The sequence below is a fragment of the Thermomonospora curvata DSM 43183 genome (assembly GCF_000024385.1).
In the GTDB taxonomy this organism is placed as follows: Bacteria; Actinomycetota; Actinomycetes; order Streptosporangiales; family Streptosporangiaceae; genus Thermomonospora; species Thermomonospora curvata.
Map to the genome: position 1 here is coordinate 4,658,249 of NC_013510.1, position 21,502 is coordinate 4,679,750.

General features: G+C 70.5%; 21 protein-coding genes. 10 read left to right on the plus strand and 11 right to left on the minus strand.

Going from position 1 to position 21,502, the window contains the following annotated elements; genetic code table 11:
• Positions 1 to 414 precede the first annotated feature (414 nt).
• From TCUR_RS20030 to TCUR_RS20040, 4 genes are all read right to left on the minus strand, one after another.
• Positions 415 to 1,308 (minus strand): DNA-3-methyladenine glycosylase family protein, encoded by an 894-nt coding sequence (locus TCUR_RS20030; protein ID WP_012854392.1) that lies wholly within the window; start codon positions 1,306 to 1,308, stop codon positions 415 to 417.
• Between the two features lie 50 nt (positions 1,309 to 1,358).
• Positions 1,359 to 2,429, minus strand: a complete 1,071-nt coding sequence (gene manB / locus TCUR_RS20035) for a mannose-1-phosphate guanylyltransferase (RefSeq protein ID WP_041440162.1) — start codon at positions 2,427 to 2,429, stop codon at positions 1,359 to 1,361.
• 144 nt (positions 2,430 to 2,573) lie between these two features.
• A complete protein-coding gene (locus TCUR_RS26650; protein ID WP_148233067.1) occupies positions 2,574 to 2,771 on the minus strand; it encodes a glycosyltransferase family 4 protein in 198 nt (65 codons plus the stop codon).
• A gap of 174 nt (positions 2,772 to 2,945) precedes the next feature.
• Positions 2,946 to 3,653, minus strand: coding sequence for a class I SAM-dependent methyltransferase (locus TCUR_RS20040; RefSeq protein ID WP_012854394.1), 708 nt, complete (start codon positions 3,651 to 3,653; stop codon positions 2,946 to 2,948).
• A gap of 100 nt (positions 3,654 to 3,753) precedes the next feature.
• Here TCUR_RS20040 and TCUR_RS20045 point away from each other — a divergent pair, with 100 nt between their 5' ends.
• Entirely contained in the window at positions 3,754 to 4,719 is a 966-nt protein-coding gene (locus TCUR_RS20045) for a lysylphosphatidylglycerol synthase transmembrane domain-containing protein (protein ID WP_245536907.1), read from the plus strand.
• On the plus strand, positions 4,716 to 5,054 hold the full coding sequence (gene trxA, locus TCUR_RS20050; RefSeq protein ID WP_012854396.1) for a thioredoxin: 339 nt from the start codon (positions 4,716 to 4,718) through the stop codon (positions 5,052 to 5,054). The genes TCUR_RS20045 and trxA overlap by 4 nt, the downstream gene beginning before the upstream one ends.
• Before the next feature lie 203 nt (positions 5,055 to 5,257).
• Here trxA and TCUR_RS20055 read toward each other — a convergent pair whose 3' ends face one another.
• On the minus strand, positions 5,258 to 5,686 hold the full coding sequence (locus TCUR_RS20055) for an ATP-binding protein (RefSeq protein WP_169313046.1): 429 nt from the start codon (positions 5,684 to 5,686) through the stop codon (positions 5,258 to 5,260).
• Positions 5,687 to 5,802: 116 nt separating this feature from the next.
• Between TCUR_RS20055 and TCUR_RS20060 the strand changes: the two genes are divergently transcribed.
• The 3 genes from TCUR_RS20060 to TCUR_RS25830 are packed head-to-tail and all read left to right on the plus strand — an operon-like array spanning position 5,803 to position 7,017.
• On the plus strand, positions 5,803 to 6,621 hold the full coding sequence (locus TCUR_RS20060) for a helix-turn-helix domain-containing protein (RefSeq protein WP_012854398.1): 819 nt from the start codon (positions 5,803 to 5,805) through the stop codon (positions 6,619 to 6,621).
• A complete protein-coding gene (locus TCUR_RS20065) occupies positions 6,618 to 6,800 on the plus strand; it encodes a DUF397 domain-containing protein (protein WP_012854399.1) in 183 nt (60 codons plus the stop codon). Before TCUR_RS20060 ends, TCUR_RS20065 begins: the two co-directional genes overlap by 4 nt.
• 43 nt (positions 6,801 to 6,843) lie before the next feature.
• Positions 6,844 to 7,017 (plus strand): DUF397 domain-containing protein, encoded by a 174-nt coding sequence (locus TCUR_RS25830; protein ID WP_012854400.1) that lies wholly within the window; start codon positions 6,844 to 6,846, stop codon positions 7,015 to 7,017.
• A 354-nt stretch (positions 7,018 to 7,371) separates the two neighbouring features.
• Here the strand turns inward: TCUR_RS25830 and TCUR_RS20070 are convergent, their stop codons facing one another.
• The 6 genes from TCUR_RS20070 to TCUR_RS20095 form a co-directional block, all read right to left on the minus strand.
• On the minus strand, positions 7,372 to 7,665 hold the full coding sequence (locus TCUR_RS20070; RefSeq protein ID WP_012854401.1) for a hypothetical protein: 294 nt from the start codon (positions 7,663 to 7,665) through the stop codon (positions 7,372 to 7,374).
• 191 nt (positions 7,666 to 7,856) lie between these two features.
• Positions 7,857 to 8,222 carry a DUF4180 domain-containing protein gene (locus TCUR_RS20075; RefSeq protein WP_012854402.1) on the minus strand — a complete coding sequence of 122 codons (366 nt, stop codon included), beginning with the start codon at positions 8,220 to 8,222 and terminating at the stop codon, positions 7,857 to 7,859.
• Complete coding sequence (locus TCUR_RS20080) at positions 8,215 to 8,670, minus strand: helix-turn-helix domain-containing protein (protein ID WP_012854403.1); 456 nt, start codon at positions 8,668 to 8,670, stop codon at positions 8,215 to 8,217. Before TCUR_RS20080 ends, TCUR_RS20075 begins: the two co-directional genes overlap by 8 nt.
• A 165-nt stretch (positions 8,671 to 8,835) precedes the next feature.
• Positions 8,836 to 9,915 carry a glycosyltransferase family 4 protein gene (locus TCUR_RS20085; RefSeq protein ID WP_012854404.1) on the minus strand — a complete coding sequence of 360 codons (1,080 nt, stop codon included), beginning with the start codon at positions 9,913 to 9,915 and terminating at the stop codon, positions 8,836 to 8,838.
• Positions 9,912 to 10,829, minus strand: a complete 918-nt coding sequence (locus tag TCUR_RS20090) for a glycosyltransferase family 2 protein (RefSeq protein ID WP_012854405.1) — start codon at positions 10,827 to 10,829, stop codon at positions 9,912 to 9,914. The genes TCUR_RS20085 and TCUR_RS20090 overlap by 4 nt, the downstream gene beginning before the upstream one ends.
• A 58-nt stretch (positions 10,830 to 10,887) precedes the next feature.
• Positions 10,888 to 13,038, minus strand: coding sequence for a hypothetical protein (locus TCUR_RS20095; protein WP_245536908.1), 2,151 nt, complete (start codon positions 13,036 to 13,038; stop codon positions 10,888 to 10,890).
• Between the two features lie 56 nt (positions 13,039 to 13,094).
• Here TCUR_RS20095 and TCUR_RS20100 point away from each other — a divergent pair, with 56 nt between their 5' ends.
• The 5 genes from TCUR_RS20100 (at position 13,095) to TCUR_RS20120 (ending at position 21,481) form a co-directional block, all read left to right on the plus strand.
• The gene (locus TCUR_RS20100) at positions 13,095 to 13,955 is read left to right on the plus strand and encodes a TIGR03089 family protein (RefSeq protein ID WP_012854407.1); all 861 of its coding nucleotides are present in this window, start codon (positions 13,095 to 13,097) and stop codon (positions 13,953 to 13,955) included.
• Positions 13,956 to 14,027: 72 nt separating this feature from the next.
• Positions 14,028 to 15,434, plus strand: coding sequence for an LCP family protein (locus TCUR_RS20105; protein ID WP_012854408.1), 1,407 nt, complete (start codon positions 14,028 to 14,030; stop codon positions 15,432 to 15,434).
• A gap of 139 nt (positions 15,435 to 15,573) precedes the next feature.
• On the plus strand, positions 15,574 to 16,704 hold the full coding sequence (locus TCUR_RS20110) for an acyltransferase family protein (protein WP_012854409.1): 1,131 nt from the start codon (positions 15,574 to 15,576) through the stop codon (positions 16,702 to 16,704).
• Positions 16,705 to 16,882: 178 nt separating this feature from the next.
• Complete coding sequence (locus tag TCUR_RS20115) at positions 16,883 to 20,329, plus strand: bifunctional glycosyltransferase/CDP-glycerol:glycerophosphate glycerophosphotransferase (RefSeq protein WP_012854410.1); 3,447 nt, start codon at positions 16,883 to 16,885, stop codon at positions 20,327 to 20,329.
• Positions 20,330 to 20,512: 183 nt separating this feature from the next.
• The gene (locus TCUR_RS20120; protein ID WP_012854411.1) at positions 20,513 to 21,481 is read left to right on the plus strand and encodes a CDP-alcohol phosphatidyltransferase family protein; all 969 of its coding nucleotides are present in this window, start codon (positions 20,513 to 20,515) and stop codon (positions 21,479 to 21,481) included.
• The last annotated feature ends 21 nt before the right edge of the window (positions 21,482 to 21,502 follow it).

The following is a 21,502-nucleotide window of genomic DNA, read 5'->3' on the forward strand; positions in this document are numbered from 1 at the left end:
CGGGAGTCCAAGGCGCACGGCCCAAGGTCCGCGCCGAGCTCGGTCCCGCGTGCAAGGCGCGACCGGTCCGGATCCGCCGCCCTTACACGTCCGAATCTCGCCAGCGTCAGGCGATCGCGCCGACCAGAGTGGAAGACGCGCGGCAGGGCGGCGATCCCGTCCCGGTCGCGACCCCGCGCGGGAGCTTTCCTCTCACATCCCCCCTCCCCGAGCCCGTCGGCATCCGGCCACGCCCCGAGGGCTCGCGGAATCTCACAGTGCGGAAGGTCTCATGTGCGTCGTTTTCGGCTTGCTCATCGCGCTGGCCGTCGCCGGGCCGCTGCTGGGCGCCGACAGCCGTGACGGCCGGGACTGGGCGTCCGGCTCCTGGCCGCGCCATCGCGCCCCGGGGCGCGAGCCGCCCTCAGCCCGGGATCAAAAGGCCCGGTAGTCCCGCACCGGCATGCGGGGCCCCCGGCGCGGGGGACGGGTGCCGCACAGCTTCACCAGCCGGGTGACGCGGTGGCGGTGCCCCGCATAGGGCGCCAGCAGCTCCAGCATCCCGGCGTCGTCCACCCGGCGGCCCGCCAGCGCCCAGCCCACCAGGGCGGGCAGGTGGTAGTCGCCCACCGAGACGGCGTCGGCGTCCCCCACCGCCCGCTGCCGGATCTCGGCGGCCGTCCACGCCCCGATCCCCGGCAGCGACCGCAGCCGCCGCTCGGAGGCGTCCTCCTCCAGCCGGGACGCCACGCGGGCGGCGTTCACGATGGTGCGCGCCCGGACCGCCTCCACGCCCGCCCGGTGCCACTCCCAGGAGGGGATGCGCGCCCAGCGGGCGGGCGGTGGAGGCACCCGCATGTCCGGGGCGCCGGGGGCGGGCTCACCGAAGCGCCGCAGCAGGTACCTCCAGGCGCGTCTGGACTCGGCCAGCGGCACCTTCTGCTCCAGCACGGCCGGCACCAGCGCCTCGAACACCCGGCCGCTGCGCCCGATCCGCAGCCCCGGCCGCAGCGCCTGCCACCTGCGGACGACCGGGTGCACCGGGCGCAGCGAGTCCGGGTCGTCGCGGGCGCCCAGCAGGTCCGGCAGCTCCTCCAGCAGCCGGCCGGCGCCCGGCCCCCACGCCTGCGCCTCCACCTCGCCCAGGGCGGGACGCGCCAGAACGCGCAGCGTGCCGGGGCCGTCGGGGGTGAACGAGGCACGCCAGATCGCCCCGTCCGGCGTCACCCGGTAGGCCGGGTCACCGCGGCCCCGGCGGTGCGGCTCCAAGGCGGCGGCCACGTCCAGCGGCCAGGGCGGACGCCATATCCGGGTGCGGCAGGGGATCACGCCCCTACCTAACCAGGCCGACGCGGCGCCGTGCGGACCCGGCCGCCGGATCAGGCGTCGTGGGAGAAGCGGACGGCCATGGGCGGCAGCTCCACGCCCGGCCACACCCGCAGCCCGTTCAGCAGCTCGTTGCCCGGCCCGATGGAGGCCCCGTCCCCGATCACCACGTCCACCAGCACCGCGCCGGAGCTGATCCGGGCGCCGCGGCCGATCACCGAGCGCACCACGCGGGCGCCGGACTCCACCACCGCCCCGCTGAACAGCACGCTCGACTCCACCTCGGCCTTCTCGCCGATGCGCACGCCCTCGCCGACCGTGGTGCCGCCGCCGACCCGGGCGCTGGGGGCGATGAACGCCCCGTCCAGCACCAGCACCCCGTGCTCGGCGCCGGAGACCACCGGCGAGGTCATCGCCCCGTTGACCAGGTCGCAGGCGCCGCGCACGAACGCCGCCGGGGTGCCCACATCCAGCCAGTAGGCCGCCTCCACATAGCCGATGATCACCGCGCCGTCGGCCAGCAGCGCGGGGAAGAACTCGTACTCGGCCGACACCACCCGGTCGGGCGGGATCTCATCGATCACCGAGCGGCGGAAGACATAACAGCCGGCGTTGACCTGATTGGTCGGCGGGTTGGGAGACTTCTCCACAAAGGCCAGCACCCGGCCGTTGGGAGCGGTCGGCACCGCCCCGTAACGGCGCGCGTCCTCCACCAGCGTCAGGTGAAGGGTGACCGCGGCGTCGGCCTTGCGGTGGGCGGCCAGCTGGGCGTTCAGGTCGTGGCTGGAGAGGATGTCGCCGTTGAGCACCAGCACCGGATCCGAAGGCCCGCAGGTCAGCGCCTCGGAGGCGTTGCGGATGGCGCCCGCGGTGCCCAGCGGCTCCTCCTCGGTGACGTACACGATCTCCAACCCCAGCCGGGAGCCGTCCCCGAACGCCTCGTGGAACATCTCGGCGCGGTAGGAGGTGGCGAACACGATGCGCCGCACCCCGGCCTCCCGGGCCCGGGTGAGCTGGTGCTCCAGCAACGGGACGCCCGCCATGGGAAGCAGCGGCTTGGGTGTGGACAAGGTCAGCGGTCGCAGCCGGGTGCCCTGTCCGCCCACCAAAAGGATTGCCTCCACAGCGTTCCCTTCCGGATAGTTCGAAGCTTCACCAGGCGTCAGAGCCTATTGCAGGCCCCTCCCGGTGATCGGGGCCGCCGCGGTCCGGAAGGCACACGGGTGGGAAAGGTTCACCGTTCCTTTTCTCGTGATCGGCAAAACCCGTCAGGGGGCTATTCCGGCAGGCCCACCGCACGCCGGCAGGACCGCAGGTGCGCCTTCGGCGGAGGCGGCCCGGGTGAAACGCCGGGAACGGCGCAGGGCGGCCTGCGACAGCGCCGCCCGGCGGGCCGGATCGCCGATCAGCTCCCGCAGCGCGGCGGCGATGCCGGCGGCGTCCGGGCTCGGCGTAGGCGACCACATCGCCCCCGACCTCCGGCAGGAACGAGCAGCGCGTGGTGAGCACCGGGGCGCCACAGTCCTCCCTGGGGTCCTCTCGCCGGGATCGACCCTTTCGAGGGCCTACGCCGAACAGGGCCTGCGCGACGGCCGTTCTCGCGAGGACCCCGCGCCGGGGAACACCACACCCCGAATGCGTCAGGGCCGCTTGCGCGCCCGCACCAGCACGATGCTGCCCCGCTCGTTGGGGGCCCGCCGGTCGGCCAGCGCCACCAGCGGCACCAGGGGGGCTGCGGCGTTGAAGCCCACCCGGCCGCCGTAGGCCGACAGCGACAGGTACAGCCGCTCGGCCGCCGCGGTGCGGAACTGGTAGGAGTAGGTCACCATCTCCAGGCCGTGCTCGCCCATGAGCTCGCCCAGCGAACGGTGGGTGTAGGTGTGCTGGACGTGGTACTTGGCCTTGTGCGCATCGCGCAGCTTGGGCCAGGCGTCGGCGCGGCTGAGCACGTCGGCGGACAGGAACAGCTCCCCGCCGGGCTTGAGGACCCGCGCCATCTCCGCCAGCGAGCGGGCGCCGTCGGTGAAGTGCTCGATGGCGCAGACCGACAGCACCGCATCGAAGCTGGCGTCGGCGAACGGCAGCGCCAGGGCGTCCCCCTCGATCAGCGCCGGGGCGTGCGCCAGCGTCTTGCCGTAGAGCATCTTGGAGCGGGCCAGGTCGAGCGAGACCGCCAGCGCGCCGCGCCTGCGCGCCCGCCCGGCCCAGTACCCATCGCCGCCGGCGACGTCCAGCACCTTTTTGCCGCGCAGGTCATCGCCCATCCACCGCAGCAGCGTCCCGGCCTCGCGGAACCGGCAGATGTGCACCTGGTGGCCGAAGAAGGCCACCGCATCAGCAAGCTTCATGATGCGGGCCAGCCTATTGCCTCTCCATTGCCTCAGTGGCCTTCGCCGCGTCCATCCGCCCCCGCGCAGGACCCCCTGCGGCTCGCCTACCCTAAGGCGGGTGATTTCCAAGCAGCGGGCCATGGGCGCGGTTCGGGCCCTGTTGGTGCTGTCCGCCGTGGCCTTCTGCGCCTACAGCCTGGTGTCCCAGTGGGAGGAGACCACTCAGGCGCTGGCGCGGATGTCGTGGACGGCGCTGGTGGGGGCCTTCCTGGCCGGTGTCGGCGGGCTGGTGGCGTGGATGCTGGGCTGGCGGGTCTTCCTGGCCGGGCTGGGCTCTCCCCTGCCACTGGTGGCCGCCTCGCGGCTGTCGTTCATCTCCGGGCTGGGCAAGTACGTGCCGGGCAAGGTGTGGGCGCTGGTCACCCAGATGGAGCTGGGCCGCCGGTACCGCATCCCCCGCATCCGCAACATCAGCTCCTCCCTGCTGGCCATCGCCTCGACCACCGCGTCCGGGCTGGCGGTGGCGGCGGTGACGCTGCCGCTGACCTCCCCGCAGGCCACCGCGGACTTTTGGTGGCTGTTCCTGCTGGCGCCGGTGCTGCTGGCCTGCCTGCATCCGCGGATCGTCACCTGGGGCATCGACCTGCTGCTGAAGATCGCGCGGCGTCCCCCGCTGGAGCACCCGGTGAGCCTGGGGGTGACGCTGCGGGCGGTGGCCTGGGAGGTCGTGGGCTGGGCGCTGTTCGGCCTGCACACCTGGCTGATCGCCGACGCCGCCGGCGGGGACGGCCACGGCCTGCCGCTGCTGGCCACCGGCGCTTACGCGCTGGCCTTCACCACCGGTTTCCTGGTCTTCATCGCCCCCAACGGCCTGGGCGCCCGGGAGGCGGTGATCGTCTTGACCCTCTCGCCGGCCCTGCCCCCCGGCGCCCCGCTGGTGGTGGCGCTGGTCTCCCGGGTGCTGCTGACGCTGGCCGATCTGGCCTGCGCGGCGTTGGCGTTCGCGGCGGGACACGGCGACGGGAATGAAGTGACCCCTCACAGACTTGAGGGGGATAGACAGCCGATTAAGGAGAGATCGTGAGCGCACCGATCAAGGTGACCGACGAGACGTTCGATGAGCTCGTCCTCAAGAGCGACAAGCCCGTGCTGGTGGACTTCTGGGCCGACTGGTGCGGCCCGTGCCGGATGATCTCGCCGATCCTGGACGAGATCGCCGCCGAGTACGCCGACAAGCTCACGGTCGCCAAGCTGAACGCCGACGAGAACCCCGCCACCGTCGCCCAGGCGGGTGTGCAGGGTCTGCCCACCCTGAACCTGTACGTCAACGGCGAGGTCGTCGAACAGATCGTCGGCGCCAAGCCCAAGCGGGCCCTCCTGTCCACCCTCGCCCCGCACCTGGGAGTCGTCGCCAAGTAACCACCCGCACCCATCCGCCCGGTTCCCGCCCGTCGGGGACCGGGCGTCGCATCATTGAGGCCCTTGCAGAGCCCTCAGGAGCGCGACGGCCCACGGGGGAAAGTCCCGCCTGCTTTTCCCGTCCTTCCCAGAGGGAACATCCCCTCGGACGGCGGTGATCCCGGCCCATAGCGGGCTGACCTTCCGCCGCCGGACGGGAAACATCAGACGTTGAGCGCCACGCAGACCCACTTGCCGCCACAGGCCGGCCGCTCGATCCACAGGTCGCGGACGAGCGCTTCGACGATCATCAGCCCCCAGCCCCCGTTGTCATCGAAGCCGCCCGGGTCCAGGTCGAGCGTCTCGGGAGTCAGCCGTGGAGGCGGCTTCCGCTCGGGCATGTGCGGATCGGCGTCCCAGACCCCCAGCACCAGCCCGCGGGGCCGATGCCCGAGAAAGACCCGGATGCTCCCGCCCCGCTCGCTGACCGCCAGCGCGTTGGTGGCCAGCTCGGCCGCGACCAGCTGCGCGTCCGCCACCGCATGGGGGTAGCCGAACTTCTCAAGCTGCGCCTTCACGTAGGTGCGCACCACGCCGACCGCCGCCGGCGTGGCCAGCAGTTGCCGCCCGAATCCCACCTCCGTTACGTTCACGACAATCCCCTTCACTCTGTGTTTTGTGGCTCGAGACACAGAGTGCCCCAACATTGGGTAGCGTTCTGCTTACCCTGAGAAGTCCGGGAAAAGCTGGGAAAGGGGAGCGATCACGGATGCGCGTGGGCCAGCCTCCGGACCCCAAGTCCAACCTGTGGAACTTCATCGCGTTCTACCTGCGGTTTCTCCGTAACCAACGGGGGCTCTCACTGGAGGCCATGGGTCGGATCATGGGCTGCAGCCGATCATCGGTTTCCCGCATCGAGCTGGGTGAGACCCGGCTGGACACAAAACAGGCAATTCTGATCGACCGGGCCTGGGACATCGGCGGGCTGTTCCAGACGCTCATGTGGTACGCCTCGATCGGACACGACCCGTCGTGGTTCAGTCAGTACCTCGACAAGGAGCGCAAGGCCGGAGTGATCAAGACGTACGAGGCCAACGTCATCCCCGGGTTGTTCCAGACGGAGGACTACGCACGAGCGCTTCTCAGCACCGGTGATGTGCCCAACACAGAGGAGGTGCTGCAACGCAGGATCGGCCGGCAAGAGATCCTCGAGCGTGAGGTCCCCCCGTTCGTATCAGCGATCTTGAACCAGAACGCGCTGGAGTGGCCTGTCGGCTCTCCAGAGATCATGCGTCGTCAGCTGGCGCGTGTCTTGGAGCTGTCGGAACGGAAGCGAATAGTCGTCCGCGTAGTCCCCCGGACCTGGGACGTCGGAGCTTTTCCCGGCCTTGACGGAAGCTTCCTGCTCATGGCTGGAGATGACTTCGGAGAAGTGGCCTACTCGGAGTCTCCTGGATGTGGCCGGTTGGTCTCGGCACCCTCTGACGTACAGTCGTATGTGATCCGGTGGAACCAGATCAGCGCCAAGGCGCTACCTGAAACTCCCTCAAGAAAGCTGATCGAGAAAGCGATGGAGTCCTTCGAATGACCAACAAGATCGTTTGGCGCAAGTCCAGCCGCAGCGGCACTCAGGAGGGCAACTGCGTCGAGGTCGCCGCACTGCCCGAAGGCATCGGCCTGCGCGACTCTAAGAACCCCGCCGCCGGGCACCTGGCCGTCTCCCGCCGGCACTTCACCGCTTTGGTACGCAAGATCAAAAACAGCTGACCGAACACCAGCGTCCTTCAACAGAAGCGACGGAGGTCATGCGATGACCGCCTGGCGGAAGTCCAGCCACAGCGGAACGAATCAAAGCACGTGCCTCGAGGTCGCCGTGCTCCCCAGTGGGATTGGCCTGCGTAACTCCAAGAACCCTGCCGCCGGTCATCTCACCGCCTCTCCCCATTGTTTCGCCGCCCTACTGCAGAGAATCCGGAACAGCTAGGCTCATCAGACACCGAAACCCTTCCAGCGATCCGGATTTCCACATTTAGAGACACACTCGATTCAAGAGCGGTGCGAGCCACGCCGTGAATGGCTCCACCACCGTAGAGATACCGCCCCATGCAGCTCCGCCCCTCAGCAAGCAGGGCAGCCAACACCGGAAAGCCGAGCTTCGCCAGCCGGCGAAGTTCACCATCCTAGATCGTCACCAAAGCTGAGAATAATTCGGATCGGCGGCAGTCAAAGTCGCCGATCCGAGCATTTCGTAGAGCGCAGCGATGGTCGTCTCGGCCCACCAGAAAGGGATCGTCCTGTTAGCCTGTGGAAGATCCAGGCGGACGAACAACAGACCTGCTCAGGCCGTGATGATCTGCTCTAGCAGCTCTTCAGGGCTCCAGCCGTTGAGTTTGCTGATGGCGTGCAGCGCGTCCGCGAAACGCTGCGGGAAGTCGATGTAATCCGTGGCGAGTGGCAACAGAATACGACCTCGCACGCCGCCCTGGCCGTCCGGAAGGCGCCAGATTTCCTTGACATTATCCTGACTGGCCTCCAGCTCCCAGCCCTTGGCCGCCAAGAACTGCGATACGGCCACCGGGGCCACCGCCGAGGCCACCTCGCGGTAGGAGGCTTCACGCGCGAACAAGGTCACCCCCTGTCTCCTCCGCCAAGCGTCTAACGTCCACGGACCACCACCCGCCCCCACCGAAAACGACGGACACCGGCGGTGCCGACCGGAATGGGGACGGCCGGACTTTCAATACTCGTCCCAGAGAGTTCCGGTGTGAGAACGGAACGGGCGCATGGCAGTCCACCGGCAGACTCGGGTGCGCCAGAGCGTTCCTACAGCTCGCTGAGCCGGGCGTCCAGGGCGGCCAAGTCGGGCAGGAACCATATGTGGTCGGAGCGGTTGGACTCCCGGACGAGGGCGCGCAGGGCCGTGCTGGTCTCCAGGTGGTGGGAGATGTCGCCGATGATGGCCAGGCGTAGCCGGTAGTTGACGAATTTCTGCATGATTTCGCCGGCGAGGCGGGTGCTCAGGGAGAAGAAGCTCTCCTCCAGCCTGTCGGCGGGCACGGCCACCACCTCGGCGCCGGCGAAGGCCGCGCCGATCAGGTCCAGGGCGTCCTGGACGGTCGCCACGGGAGGGCCGCTTTCGTCGCACACCAGGACCTGGACGCCGGCTCTTTCCTGGATCACGTCAGGCATTGCCGTCCCTTCCGGTGAGCAGGCCGTTCTCGCCGTCGAGCACGGCGTCCAGCAGGCGGAGCAGGTCGGCGGTGGCGGTGGCGCCACCCATGATCACGATCTTCAAGCGGGCTTGCTCCTTGTCGTGGATCGTTTGGACGTGCAGGGGGCTGGTGGGGTCCGCGGTGGTGTTCGCTCCGGCCAGGACCAGCGTGCCCAGCCGGTCGGCCGCGGCCCGGTCGATGCCGTCGATCTGCACGATGCTCGACACCTCCACCCGCGCGGCCCGGGAAGGGCGGGCCGGGAGCGTCCGTCCGGTGAGCTTCTCCAGGTCGGCGGGGGCGATGCGGTACTGCTTGCCGATCCGCACCGCCTTGAGCCGGCCGGAGCGGATGTAGCCGCGCACCGTGCGCACGTGCAGGCCTAGGAGACGGGCAACCTCCTCCACTGAGTACAGTTTTTCACTCATCGCTCCCTAACTTAAACCCAATTAGGGAGCGATAGGGACTTTTAAGGACTGCAAGACGCTCCCGCAGTGATCCTCACGGGATGCGTCAGGCGTCAGCCGGCGAGAGCCGGGCGCGCCGGAGGGAAGCCGTCCCCTCCCGGACGGCGATCACGACAGATCAGCCGGTCACCCGGCCAGCAGGCTCTTCACATAGGCGTCCCACAGCGGGGCGTCGTCCACCGGACGGACGGCGGCACGCAGGCGCTGCGGCTCGCCGGGAGCGTAGAAGCGGTTGAGGGCCTCGGTCAGCGAAGCCACATCGTCGGGGTCGCACAGCAGACCGTCCACCCCGTCGGCGACCTGCTCGGGGAAGCTGCCGACGCGGGTGGCGATCACCGGGATGCCGTGCTCGTGGGCCATCCACACGTTCTGGGAGGCCGTGGCCGAACGGTAGGGCAGCACCAGCGCGTCGGCCTCGGCGAACAGGGCGGGCACCTCGGCGGCCGGGACGTAGCCGGGGCGCAGATCGACCCGCTCCTCCAAGCCCAGGGAGGCGATGAGCGCGCGGGTGTCGTCCACGCCGCCCCAGAACTCGCCCGCCACGGTCAGCCGCACCTCGGGCGGGCCCGCGGCCAGGGCGCGCAGCAGGACGTCCAGGCCCTTGTAGGGGCGGACGATGCCGAAGAACAGCAGGCGGTTGCGCACACCCTCGCCCCTGCCTGCCTTCGCCGGCGCCCGGGCGGGCAGGTGCGGGGGCATCTCGGCGACGGTCACCGGACGCGCGGTGAGAGTGCGGGCCAGCTCGGCCTGCTGGGCCGAATGGGTCAGCACGGCGTCCACGCGGCGCAGCAGCGCCTTCATCAGCGGCACGTCATAGGGCTTGCGCTCGTGCGGCAGGACGTTGTGGCACAGCGCCACCGCACGGGCCCGCCCGCCCACTCCCCGCAGGATGCCCAGGTAGGAGGGGACTTGGACGGGGGTGAGCACGGCCAGCACCACCAGGTCGGCCGAGCGCAGGCGGCGTCCGGTGCGCAGCCAGCCGTCCGGGCGGTACCAGGCCAGGTCGCGGCGGGTGCGCGGGAACGGCTCGCCCTCGGGGGCGTCGATGGTCTGCTGCCCGGGGTACAGGAAGGACGGGTACTGGGCCCTCCAGGACTCGATCACCACGTCGTGGCCGGCCCCGGCCAGGCGGTGGGCCAGCTCGGTGGTGTGGTGGGCGCCGCCGCCCTTGTAGGGGAAGGCGGGGCCGACGATGGCGATCCTCACGTGTCTCCCCGGGAGCGGACGATCAGGTCGGCCAGCAGCGCCAGCGAGGCGATCAGCAGCCCGGAGATGAAGATCATCACGGTGTTGTTGGCGAAGTAGCCGAAGTGGACGACCATGTCGAAGATGCCCTTGGCCACGCCGATGCCCAGCAGCCACAGCGCCGGGGGCATCAGCACGGCCAGCGGGTTGAAGTACATGACCATCCGCAGCACCTGCAAGATGTAGCGGTAGGCGTCCTTGAAGAAGCGGAACTTGGACTTGCCGGCCCGCTTGTAGTAGTCGATCGGCACGTACCGCACCGGGTGCTGGTTGGCCAGGAACGCGATGGTGATCGTGGTGACGCAGGAGAACCCGGGCGGCAGCAGCCGCAGGTAGGGCAGCGACACCTCGCGGCGGAAGGCCCGCATCCCGGAGTTCAGGTCCGGGATCTTGGTGTTGGTGAGCCGCTCGGCGACCTTGCGGATGAACCACTTGGCGGGCACCCGCAGCAGCTTGTGGCTGCCGGCCTCGGTGGTGCGCGCGCCGACCACCTGGTCCACCGACGGGTCGTCGTCGAGGATCTCCACCAGCTCGGGGATCCGCTCGTTGGGGTAGGTCATGTCGGCGTCGGTCCACACCACGATGTCGCCGCGCGCCTGCTGGGTGCCGATCCGCCGGACGGTGCCCGAGCCGCTGTTGTGCTGGAAGGCGATGACCCGCATGTTGGGGAAGCGGGGCTCGGCCTCCCGCAGCCGCTCCAGCGTGCCGTCGGTCGAGCAGTCGTCGATGGCCAGCAGCTCATAACTGTGGCCGCTGGCGTCCATCGCCTTGCAGATGCGCTCGACCTCGTCGATGACGTGGTCCTGCTCGTTGTAGCAGGGCAGGACGATCGTCACGTGGACATGCTCGGATCGGCTGTCGGGCTCGGTGCTCACGCAGCGCGAGAATACTCCCTTGCGCCGCCGCCCATGTCCGGCTCACCGGGCCGGGGCCTTACGGCAGCGGCTCGGCCATCCACACATCCATGCTCAGCGGCCAGGTCCCGTTGGGCGGGGAGGTCAAGGTCCGCTCGTCCTGCCGGGTGCGCAAGTGGAGGATCTGCTCGGCGGCGCCGTAGCCGGCCACGTCGGCGGGGGCCGCGCCGAGGACGGCCGGACGGCGGCCCTGCGCGCTGATGCGGTCGATGACGCGGCGCACGTCCGACTCGGTCGCCTCCGGGACGGTGCGGGCCGCGGGGATGCCGCACATGCCGCGGATGACCTGGATGAACCGGTCGGCGGTGACGCGCTCCACGATGATCACCGACCGGCCGGGGCCGATCTTGCGGCACATCGAGCGCACCTGGGCCAGCTCGCCCTGCTCGGTGGGGCGCAGCGCCAGCGGCCAGGAGACGGCGGCGATCGGGACGACGATCGCCAGCGCGCCGGCCAGCGCCACCGGCACGGCCGCCGGGCGGTGCGTGCGGCGCAGGCGCCGCACGCACCAGGCCAGTCCCCACAGCGCCAGCAGCAGCATCCCCGGCAGCACGACGCACGCCAGCCGGCGGGAGGCCCAGGGGTGGTCGGGGGTGATGCCGGGCCGGTACAGGGTGGTCACCGTGGTCCAGGCGATGACCATGAACGGCAGCACCCACTCGCCGTTCTCCCGCCTGAGCAGCCGCCGGGCCAGCACCGCCGCGCCCAGGGCGGCCAGCAGCAGCGCGGGCACCCCCACGTACCAGGCCACCCAGTGCAGCGACAGCTCCGAGTACTGCCGCCACCCGTCCAGCGGCAGCCCGTTGATCCGCTGGACCTGTTCGATGAACGACACGTTGAGCCGGTCGTCTTCGGTGCGCGGGGCGCGCCGGACGGTCTGCAGCCAGGGGCGGACGGCGAAGGCGGCGAAGACGGTCACCGCGCCGAAGGCGGCCAGGTCGGGCAGGCGCCCCCGGGCGAGCGCGGCGCCGGCCCGCCGCAGCCGGGCGCCGGCGGGCGGCCACCGCAGCGCCGCCGCCAGCGCGATCGTGGCGGCGACCACGGCGGTGGCCAGCATCAGCGCCGGGCGCAGCGAGTCGCTCAGGTACTCCAGGTAGGGGCGGGACTTGGTGTAGCCCTCCAGCAGCCCGGCCCCGGCGCCCAGGGCCAGCCCGGCGGCCAGCGGCGGCCAGGTGGGGCGGCGGCGGGCGGCCAGCAGCCCGGCGAACACCACCACCGGCAGCACGTCGCGGATGCCGTCGATGCGCACCAGCAGGACCAGCCCCAGCGCCAGCCCGCCCAAAAAGGCCCGCACCCGGGCCGCCGCCGTCTCCAGGTCGCGGACGTCCAGCAGCAGGCTCAGCCCGCCCAGCAGCAGCACCAGGGCGGGCAGTTCGCTGTAGGTGGAGCGGGCCAGCCACTGCATCGGCAGCAGCAGGGCCAGCGCCAGCGCGCCCAGCGGCGCCCAGCGGGGGCCGACCAGCCGGGCGGTCAGCCCGCCGAAGGCCAGCACCGCGCAGGCCCCCAGCAGCGGGGCCGTCATCAGCATCGCGCCGGTCCCGCCGATCCAGCCGCCCAGCGCGAGCACCATCGGCAGCCCGGCCATGAACTGCGGGACGACCTGGTCGCCGACCTGGTAGAAGGCCGGGCCGCCGTATTCCAGCGCCGGGTCGTGGCCGCCGAAGGCCCAGTGCATGGGGTCGATCGGCAGCCGCCCGTGGTCTTTGAGCCAGGTGGCGAACTGCACGTAGGAGGCCGGGTCGCGGCGCACCACGACCTGTTCGGCGCACATGGCCGCCTCCAGGGCGAAGAAGGCGACGGCCACGGCCACCACCCCGCCGGTGGACCACCAGGAGACCGGCCCGCGCAGCCCGACCGTCAGCTCCAGGCGGGTGCGGTCCCAAAAGCCGGCCTTGAGGGTGAGGAAGGCCACCGGCACGAACAGGGCCAGCGCCGGGCCGAGCCGGTAGCGGCCGGCCATCAGCAGCGGCAGCGACACCGCCAGCCAGGCCACGATCAGCAGGGCGGGCGCCACGGTGAGGCGGGCCAGCACCCGTCCGGCGCGGGTGGAGCGGCCCCGGGCGGCGGGGTCGTTGGGGAAGGGCATCGGCAGCCGCAGCTGCGCGACCCGGCGTCCTGCGGGGGCGCGCTCGCTCATCGGGTGCTCGCTCAGCTGCTGCGGTTCGTCCACTGAGAGCGCAGGGTATCGGGCCACCGGGGGCGGGGTGGAGCCGTACGCTCAGCGGCATGGCTGACTACGGACCCGCACGGCTGCTGGAGCGGCGCCTGATCGACAACCCCTCGCGCCCCCTGCTGACCTTCTACGACGACGCCACCGGCGAGCGCGTGGAGCTGTCGGCCAAGACGCTGGCCAACTGGGTGGCCAAGACCGCCAATCTGCTGGTGGACGGGCTGGGGGCGCAGCCCGGCGACCGGGCGGCGCTGGTGCTGCCGCCGCACTGGCAGAGCGCGGTGTGGCTGCTGGCGTGCTGGTCGGCCGGGCTGGTCGCCGAGCCGGTGGAGCCCGAACGGCTCGGCGAGCTCGAACCTGCGGGCGCGGGCGGCGCGTATTTCCTGGTGGCCGCGGAGGAGGTGCTGTCGGTGCCCGGCTGGTACGAGGAGCACGCCGCCGACGCCGAGGAGGTCATCGGCCTGTCGCTGCATGCGCTGGGCCGTCCGCTGAGCGAGTGCCCTGCGGGGGTGCTGGACTACGCGGTGGAGGTCCGCGGGTACGGCGACCGCTTCGCGCCGCCCGTCCCGGTGGACGCGAAGGCCCCCGCGTTGCGGGTGGCGGAAGAGACTTCCGCGGCAAACGTGACATTTGCCACACTATCCGCCGGAGAGCTGGTGGACCGGGCCGCCGATGCCGCCGCCGCATGGGATTTGGACGCCGGTAGCCGGGTGCTCTCCGACCTGCCGTTCACGACCCTGCAAGGGGTGCTGGTGGGGGTTCTCACCCCCCTGGCGGCGGGGTCGTCGGTCATAATTCAACGAAATCTCGACGAGTCCGCCCTTGATCGACGAATTTCTGTGGAGCATGTGACAGCAGTGGCCGGTGTGCTGGGATGGGACGGGCCGTCCGGCTCCGTCCGCCGGCTGGTCCGCTAGCCGGCAGGCCGGCCCACCGCGTCCGAACCCGACCCCCCGAGTCGGGGGCCCCACGCCCGACCGCAGGAGCCCATGAACAGCAACCCGATGTACATGGAGTACGTCGACGACGACGAGCCGCCCCCAGTACGTCGACGCGGCTGGCGCATCCTCGGCTGGGTCGCCGTCGGCCTGTCGGTCGCGCTGGTCGGCTCCAGCCTGGGCGTCTACGGCTACTACCGGAAGCTCAACGGCAACATCGCCCGCGAGAACATCAACTACGGGCCGCGGCCGGAGAAGCTCAACGACGCCATGAACATCCTGCTGCTGGGCTCCGACACCCGCACCGGCGCCAACGCCAAGTACGGGCGCGGCATGCAGAACGACCCGCCGCGGTCGGACACGATGATCCTGCTGCACCTGTCCCCCGGCGGCGAGCAGGCCATCGGCATCAGCTTCCCGCGCGACCTGATGGTGCCGATCCCCTCCTGCAAGAGCCGCGACGGCCAGGTGGTGCCCGCCTCCAGCATCGCGATGATCAACGAGTCGTTCACCCGGGGCGGGGCCCCCTGCACGGTCAAGACCATCGAGAACCTGACCAACATCCGCATCGACCACTTCCTGCAGGTCGACTTCGTGGGCTTCAAGAACATCACCACCGCCGTCGGCGGGGTGGAGATCTGCCTGCCCAAGGACGTCAACGACCCGCAGTCCCGGCTGCGCCTCAGCAAGGGCCGGCACATCGTCAAGGGCGAGACCGCGCTGGCCTACGTGCGCACCCGCAAGGCGCTGGGCAACGGCTCCGACATCGACCGCATCAAGCGCCAGCAGCAGTTCATGGCCTCGCTGGCCAACAAGGCGATGAGCGCCGGGGTGCTCAGCAACCCGGTCAAGCTGAACGCGCTGCTGTCGGCGGCCACCAAGTCGCTGACCACCGATGAGGACCTGGACCTGCAGGCGATGACCAAGATCGCCCGGGGGATGCAGGGGCTGACCGCCGGCAAGCTGCGCTTCGTCACCGTGCCGTGGACCCAGTACCCGCCCGACCCCAACCGGGTGGCGCTGCGCCAGCCCGACGCCGACCAGTTCTTCGCCGCGATCCGCAACGACACCGGCATCCCGCAGAAGAAGCGCACCGCCCCCAAGATCTCGCCCAGCCGGATCCGGGTGCGGGTCTACAACGCCAGCGGCATCGACGGCCAGGCCCGCCGCGTCGCCGACCAGCTCGAGGCGCAGGGCTACCAGGTCGTCGGGGTGGGCACGCTCACCACCCGCCGCACCACGCGGATCCTGTACGGGCCGGGCGCCGGGCGGGAGGCCCTGGCGCTGGCCGAGGCGGTCCCCGACGCCGACGGGCAGCCCGTCGCCCGCGCCAACGGCACCGCCGGCATCGTGGACCTGGTGGTGGGCCCGGACTGGACCGCCCTCAAGCCCCGCCAGACCGGGATCCCCCGTCAGCAGGACGAGGTGCGCGGGACCGACGATGTCTGCAAGACCTGACCCCGCGCGCAGATCACCGTCCCGCCCGGGCGGGCCTGAGCTTTTTCCGCCAACCGGTCGCCCGATTTGCCCGTTCCGATCTTCGGTCTTCCGGTAACTTCGGACGGCGACCGACCCCCTTCACGGACGTCTGGACCTCATGACTCAGATCCTCCAGCCCCGCTCCCCCCTCGCGGGCACCCCCGAAGGCACCGCCGCGGACCGGCCGGCCGCCCCCGCGCCGAAGGACGCCGCCGCCCCGCGCAAGAAGGAGCGCGACCCGTTCTTCGACAACGCCAAGTTCCTGGCCATCCTGCTGGTGGTGATCGGGCACTCCATCGTGGGGCTGCGGGACGTGCCGCTGGCGAGCACGCTGTACCTGGCGATCTACATGTTCCACATGCCGCTGTTCATCGTGCTCACCGGCTACCTGTCCCGGAACTTCACCTTCGGGTCCGGCAAGGCCCGCAAGCTGATCGTGGCGCTCGGCGTGCCGTATGTGGTGTTCGAGTTCGCCTACTCCATCTACGACTGGCAGGTCGGCGGCAACAAGCTGAAGATCAGCCTGCTGGACCCCTACTACCTGACCTGGTTTTTGATGGCGCTGTTCCTGTGGCGGCTGTCGACCCCGGTCTGGCAGCAGATCCGCTGGCCGCTGGCCATCGCGGTGGGCATCTCGCTGCTGTCGTACATGGACGACCTGGGCGATGACCTGGAGCTGCACCGCACGCTGGGACTGCTGCCGTTCTACGTGCTGGGGCTGATGCTGCGGCCGGAGCACTTCGAGCTCGTCAAGCGGCCCATCGCCCGCCTCTTCGGGGTGGCGGTGCTGAGCGGTGCCGTCGTGGTGGCCTACTTCGCCTACCCGCGCATGAACATCGACTGGGTGTACTGGAAGCACGGCCACGCCGAGCTCGGGGTGAGCAACCTGGTCGGCACGGGAATGCGGCTGGCCATGATGATCTGCGCGGTGATCCTGGTGGCCGCGTTCCTGTCGCTGGTGCCGCGCCGCCGCACCTGGTTCACCGGGCTGGGCGCCATGACGCTGTACGCCTACCTGCTGCACGGGTTCTTCACCCGGCTGCTGAAGTTCACCGACTTCCGCGAGCTGGCGTTCTGGCACACCGTGCCGGGTGTGCTGACGATGATCGTGATCGCCGCCGTGGTCGGCACGCTGCTGTGCACCCCGCCTGTGGTGAAGACCATGAGCTGGCTGCTGGAGCCGAAACTCGGCTGGGCCTTCACCGGGCTGCGCAGGCCCGGCCAGCCGGTGCGGCGCAGCCGTTCCTGAAAGGCCGCGGGCGGGCCCGCCGGGCCTCGGGTTCGCCCGCGGTGATCGTCACAGCCGCACATCACATCGCACCGAGTCCGTTAATCTTGCCTCTACCAGGCATTCACCCGAAACCGCCGCCCCGGTGATGGGTTTGGTAACTGTGCGCTTACCTCGCGCGTCGCGCCCAGGGAGGACCGTGTCACCGCTGCTGAGCGTCGTTGTCCCCTTTTACAACGCCGAGCCCTATCTGTCCGGATGTCTTGAGTCGCTGCGGCGGCAGACCCTCCGCGATATCGAAGTCGTCATGGTCGATGACGGCTCGACCGACGGCAGCGCCACCATCGCCAAGGAATTCGCCGAACGCGATTCCCGGTTCCGGTTGTTCCAGCAGGACAATCAAGGCGTGGGGCCGGCCCGCAATCTGGGCGTCGCCCAGGCCACCGGCAAATACCTCACCTTCGCGGACGGCGACGACAAAGTACCCGAACGGGCTTACCGGCGCCTGGTGTCCTCCCTGGAGCACTCCGGCTCCGACCTGGCCTGCGGCAATGTGCACCGGCTCAAGAACGACGAGCCCGTGCAGTCCGATGCGCACCGGGGCCTGTACGGCAAGACGAGCGAGGGCGTCCAGATCGCCCAGCGGCCCGTCCTGCTGCGCGACCGCTCCTGCGGCAACAAGGTCTTCCGCCGCTCTTTTTGGGACCGGCTGGACTTGCGTTTCCCGGCCGGCCGCTGCGAAAGCGCCCCCGTCATCACCCGGGCGCTGGCCCTGGCCTCCGCCATCGACCAGCTCAAGGACACCGTCTACCTGTGGCGGGAAAGCGGCCCGATCGGCGAGTACGACCCGGTGGAGCTGGCCGAGCGGCTGCGCGCTGCGGGCCGGGTGCGCAGTGAGCTGGCCGGATACGCCCCGCAGCTGCTGACCGGCTACGACACCGAGGTGCTGGTGCGCGCCGATCTGGAGGCGCTGCTGACCGCGCTGCCGAAGATCCCCGACGAGCACCGCCCCGAGCTGGTCGCGCTGGGCGCCGAGCTGGCCGGGCTGCTGGACGGCCAGATCCTGCGCGCGGTTCCGGCCATCACCCGGCTGCAGCTGCACCTGCTGTCCCGCCGCCGGCTGCCGGAGCTGCTGGAAGTGCTGCACTTCGTCACCATCGGCGGGCTGAAGGAGGCCCCGGTGGTGCGCCGCGGCCGCAAGCGCACCTGGTACGCCGCCTACCCCTACTTCGAAGACCCCGAACTGGACATCCCCGTCGAGGTCTACGACGTCACCGACGAGCTGCTGCCGGTGGCCCGCCTCGACAAGGCCACCTGGGTGGACGGGCGGCTGCGCGTGGAGGGCCACGCCTACATCCCGCGCCTGGAGTCCGGCTCGCCGGAGGACTCGCGCATCCGGCTGTGGCTGCGCGGCCCGCACCGGCTGCTGCGGATACCGCTGAAGGTGGAGCGGGTGCGCCGTCCCGACGTGACCGCCGCCAGCGGCCAGGCCGTCGCCTCCCACGACTGGGCCGGGTTCGTCACCCACATCGACCCGTCCTCCTTCAAGGTGCTGGGCCGCTGGCAGACCGGCGACTGGAAACTGGGCCTGGAGGTCTCCTGCCAGGGCATGCGCCGCCGCCGCACCCTGGGCGCCCCCACCGCGGCGAACCGGCGCTGGCCCCAGGACATGGAGATCGCCCCCGGCGTGCATGTGCACGTCCTGGAGCTGGGCCGCAGCATGGTGATGCGGGTCCGCAGCGTCACCGCGCGGCTGACCGGCCACCGCCTGGGCAAGGACGCGCTGGAGCTGACGGGCTGGGTGACGCAGGACCCGCGCAGCGGCCTGATCGCCACCTCCGAGCAGAGCCGCGAGCAGGTGCGCGGCGAGGTGGAGACCGAGCCGCGCCCCGACGGCCGGCTGGGCTTTCGCGCCCGTCTCCCGCTGAGCGGGCTGCTCGCCGAGGGCGAGGGCGGCTGGGAGCTCTCCCTGGGCGAAGAGCACAAGGTGCTGTTCGGCGAGGACCTGGGAGAGGCCAGGTACCTGGTCCGCGACGGGGCCGAGCCGCTGGAGCTGGCCCTGCTGCGCAGCCGCTTCGGCAACCTGCGCGTGGTGCTGCGGACGCCGCGCCCGGTGGTGACGGGGGCCAAGTGGTCCGGTGACGACGAGCTGACGCTGGAGGGCACCTACTGCGGCTCCGACCGCCCAAGCCACCTGCTGCTGCGCCACCAGCGCTTCGCCGAGACCTTCCGGCTGCCCCTGGCCTGGGACGGCGACCGCTTCGCCGTCTCCTTCCGCCCGGCCGCCATGCCGTTCTTCGGCATGCACCGTCCGCTCGGCAAGGGACGGTGGGACCTGCTGGTGCCCACCCCGGGCGGCGGCGAGGCGCCGGTGCTGGTCGAACGCGGCCGTCTCCGCCTGATGGCCGGCCCCCACCGCGCCGGGGTGCATGAGTTCAACCTGCTCACCTACTCCGCCGAGGCGCTGCGGCTGCAGGTCAAGGTCGTCCTCGGCGAGGACGCCCAGGGGCCCTACGCCCAGGCGCAGCTGCGCAACCACGCCTACCCGCGCTACCGGCGCGAGCCGGTGCGGGACCTGGCGGTGTTCGACGCCTACCGGAGCCGACAGTACTCGTGCAACCCGCGCGGCATCTTCGAGGAGCTGCGCCGCCGCGACCTGGGCATCGAGTGCGTGTGGGTCAGCAACGACGGCCAGTTCCCCACCCCCGAGGGCGCCCGGGTGGTGCTGACCAACAGCCGCGAGCACTACGAGGTGATGGCGCAGGCCCGCTTCATCTTCGCCAACTGGTCCCAGCGCCCCTGGTTCTCCAAGCGTCCCGGGCAGACGTACGTGCAGTGCTGGCACGGCACGCCGCTGAAGAAGCTGGGCTATGACGTCCACGACATGCCCTACAAGCGCACCCAGGGCGTGATCTGGATGGAGTACGACGTCCCCCAGTGGGACCTGCTGCTGTCGCAGAACGCCTTTTCCATCCCGCTGTTCCGCCGGGCGTTCCGCTACGACGGCGAGGTGCTGGAGAGCGGCTATCCCCGCAACGACCTGCTGCGCCGTCCCGAGCGGCACGAGCTGGCCGCCCAGGTGCGACGGCGGCTGGGCATCCCGGCCGGCAAGCGGGTCATCATGTACGCGCCCACCTGGCGGGACGACCTGTACCTGGACCTGAGCACCCGCGCCTTCCAGCTCAAGCTGGACATGGCCGCCGCGCAGGCCGCGCTCGGCGACGACCACGTGCTGCTGCTGCGCACCCACTACCTGGTGACCGACCGTCCCAAGGCCGAGCTCGGCGACTTCGTGATCGACGTGTCGAACTACCCCGACATCGCCGAGCTGTACTTGATCACCGATGTGCTGGTGACCGACTACTCCTCGGCGATGTTCGACTTCGCGGTCACCGGGCGCCCAATGGTCTTCTTCACCTACGACCTGGAGCGCTACCGCGACCACGTGCGGGGGTTCTACTTCGACTTCGAGGCCGAGGCGCCCGGCCCGCTGCTGCGGACCTCTGAGGAGGTCATCGAGACGCTGCGGGACCTGGACCGGATCTCGGCGGGCTACGGCGACGCGTACGCGGCCTTCGCCGCCCGGTACTGCCCGCACGACGACGGGTACGCCGCCGCCCGCGTATTGGATCACCTGTTGAAATAACGGGCGATTACGATAATTCAAAGTCTCCGGTATCTAAAACTGTCGTACCGGTAACCTGTGCTTTCCAGCCCACTTCGGGCCTGTTCGTCCGGATTTGGAGGATCCGGCAACCCCCCAGCCCCAGACCGCCCGCCGCGCTTCCCGGCGGTGGTCTGCGGGACCCCGATGAAAGGAATGCGCTCGATGGCCTTCACGCTCGAGGACGTTCGATCGAGAACGTACAAGGCGCGTGACGCTTGGTGGACGGTACTGCTGGTCGATCCGCTGGCCTCCCGGCTGGTGAAGTTCACCGCGAACCGGACCGGGATCACCCCCAACCAGCTCACCACCGGGGCGCTGCTGCTGGGCCTGGGCGCGGGCGCCTGCTTCGCCACCGCCGAGTCCACCTGGCTGCTGGTCGGCGCGCTGTTGTACCACCTGTCGTTCGTCCTCGACTGCATGGACGGCAAGATCGCCCGCCTCAAGGGCACCGGCTCGGTGTTCGGCGCCTGGCTGGACTACATCTTCGACCGGGTGCGGGTGCTGGCCTGCTCCATCGCCCTGATGGGCGGCCTGTACGCGGCCACCGGCAACGTCGCCTTCGTGTGGACCGGGCTGGCCGTGGTCTTCTTGGACATGCTGCGCTACCTGGACGCGCTGGAGATCTACAAGGTCCGCTCCCAGATGCGCTCGCGGCTGGTCAAGGCCCAGACCCGGGCGGCGGAGCTGGAGCTGGCCACCCGCCGGCTGCCGTCGGAGTCGGAGATGGACTCCATGCTCGGCGGCGACTACGACAAGCTGATCAGCGAGCTGCCCAAGCCGCACGAGCTGATGCAGCAGGGCTTCCACAAGCGGTTCCCCTGGTACGCCCGGGTGCGCAACGGCCTGCTGCGCGGCCGCATCCGCCCGCACCTGATCAGCGGCATCGAGTTCCAGATGTCGGTGTTCATCATCGCCCCGGTGCTGGCCGTGCTGATCGGCCCGACCGCGGTCATCTGGACCGCCGCGCTGGCCGGGGCGGGCCTGCTGTTCTTCGAGCTGGTGATCATTTACAAGTTCTACCTGTCCAGCCTGGACTTCGCGCGGGTGTCCGCCGAGCTGGAGGCCAAGATCGCCGAGTACGAGGCCCAGCTGCCGGCCGAGTCCGAGGTGCCGCTGGGCCGGGCCGTGTGAGCCTTCCTCGCGTCGCCTTCA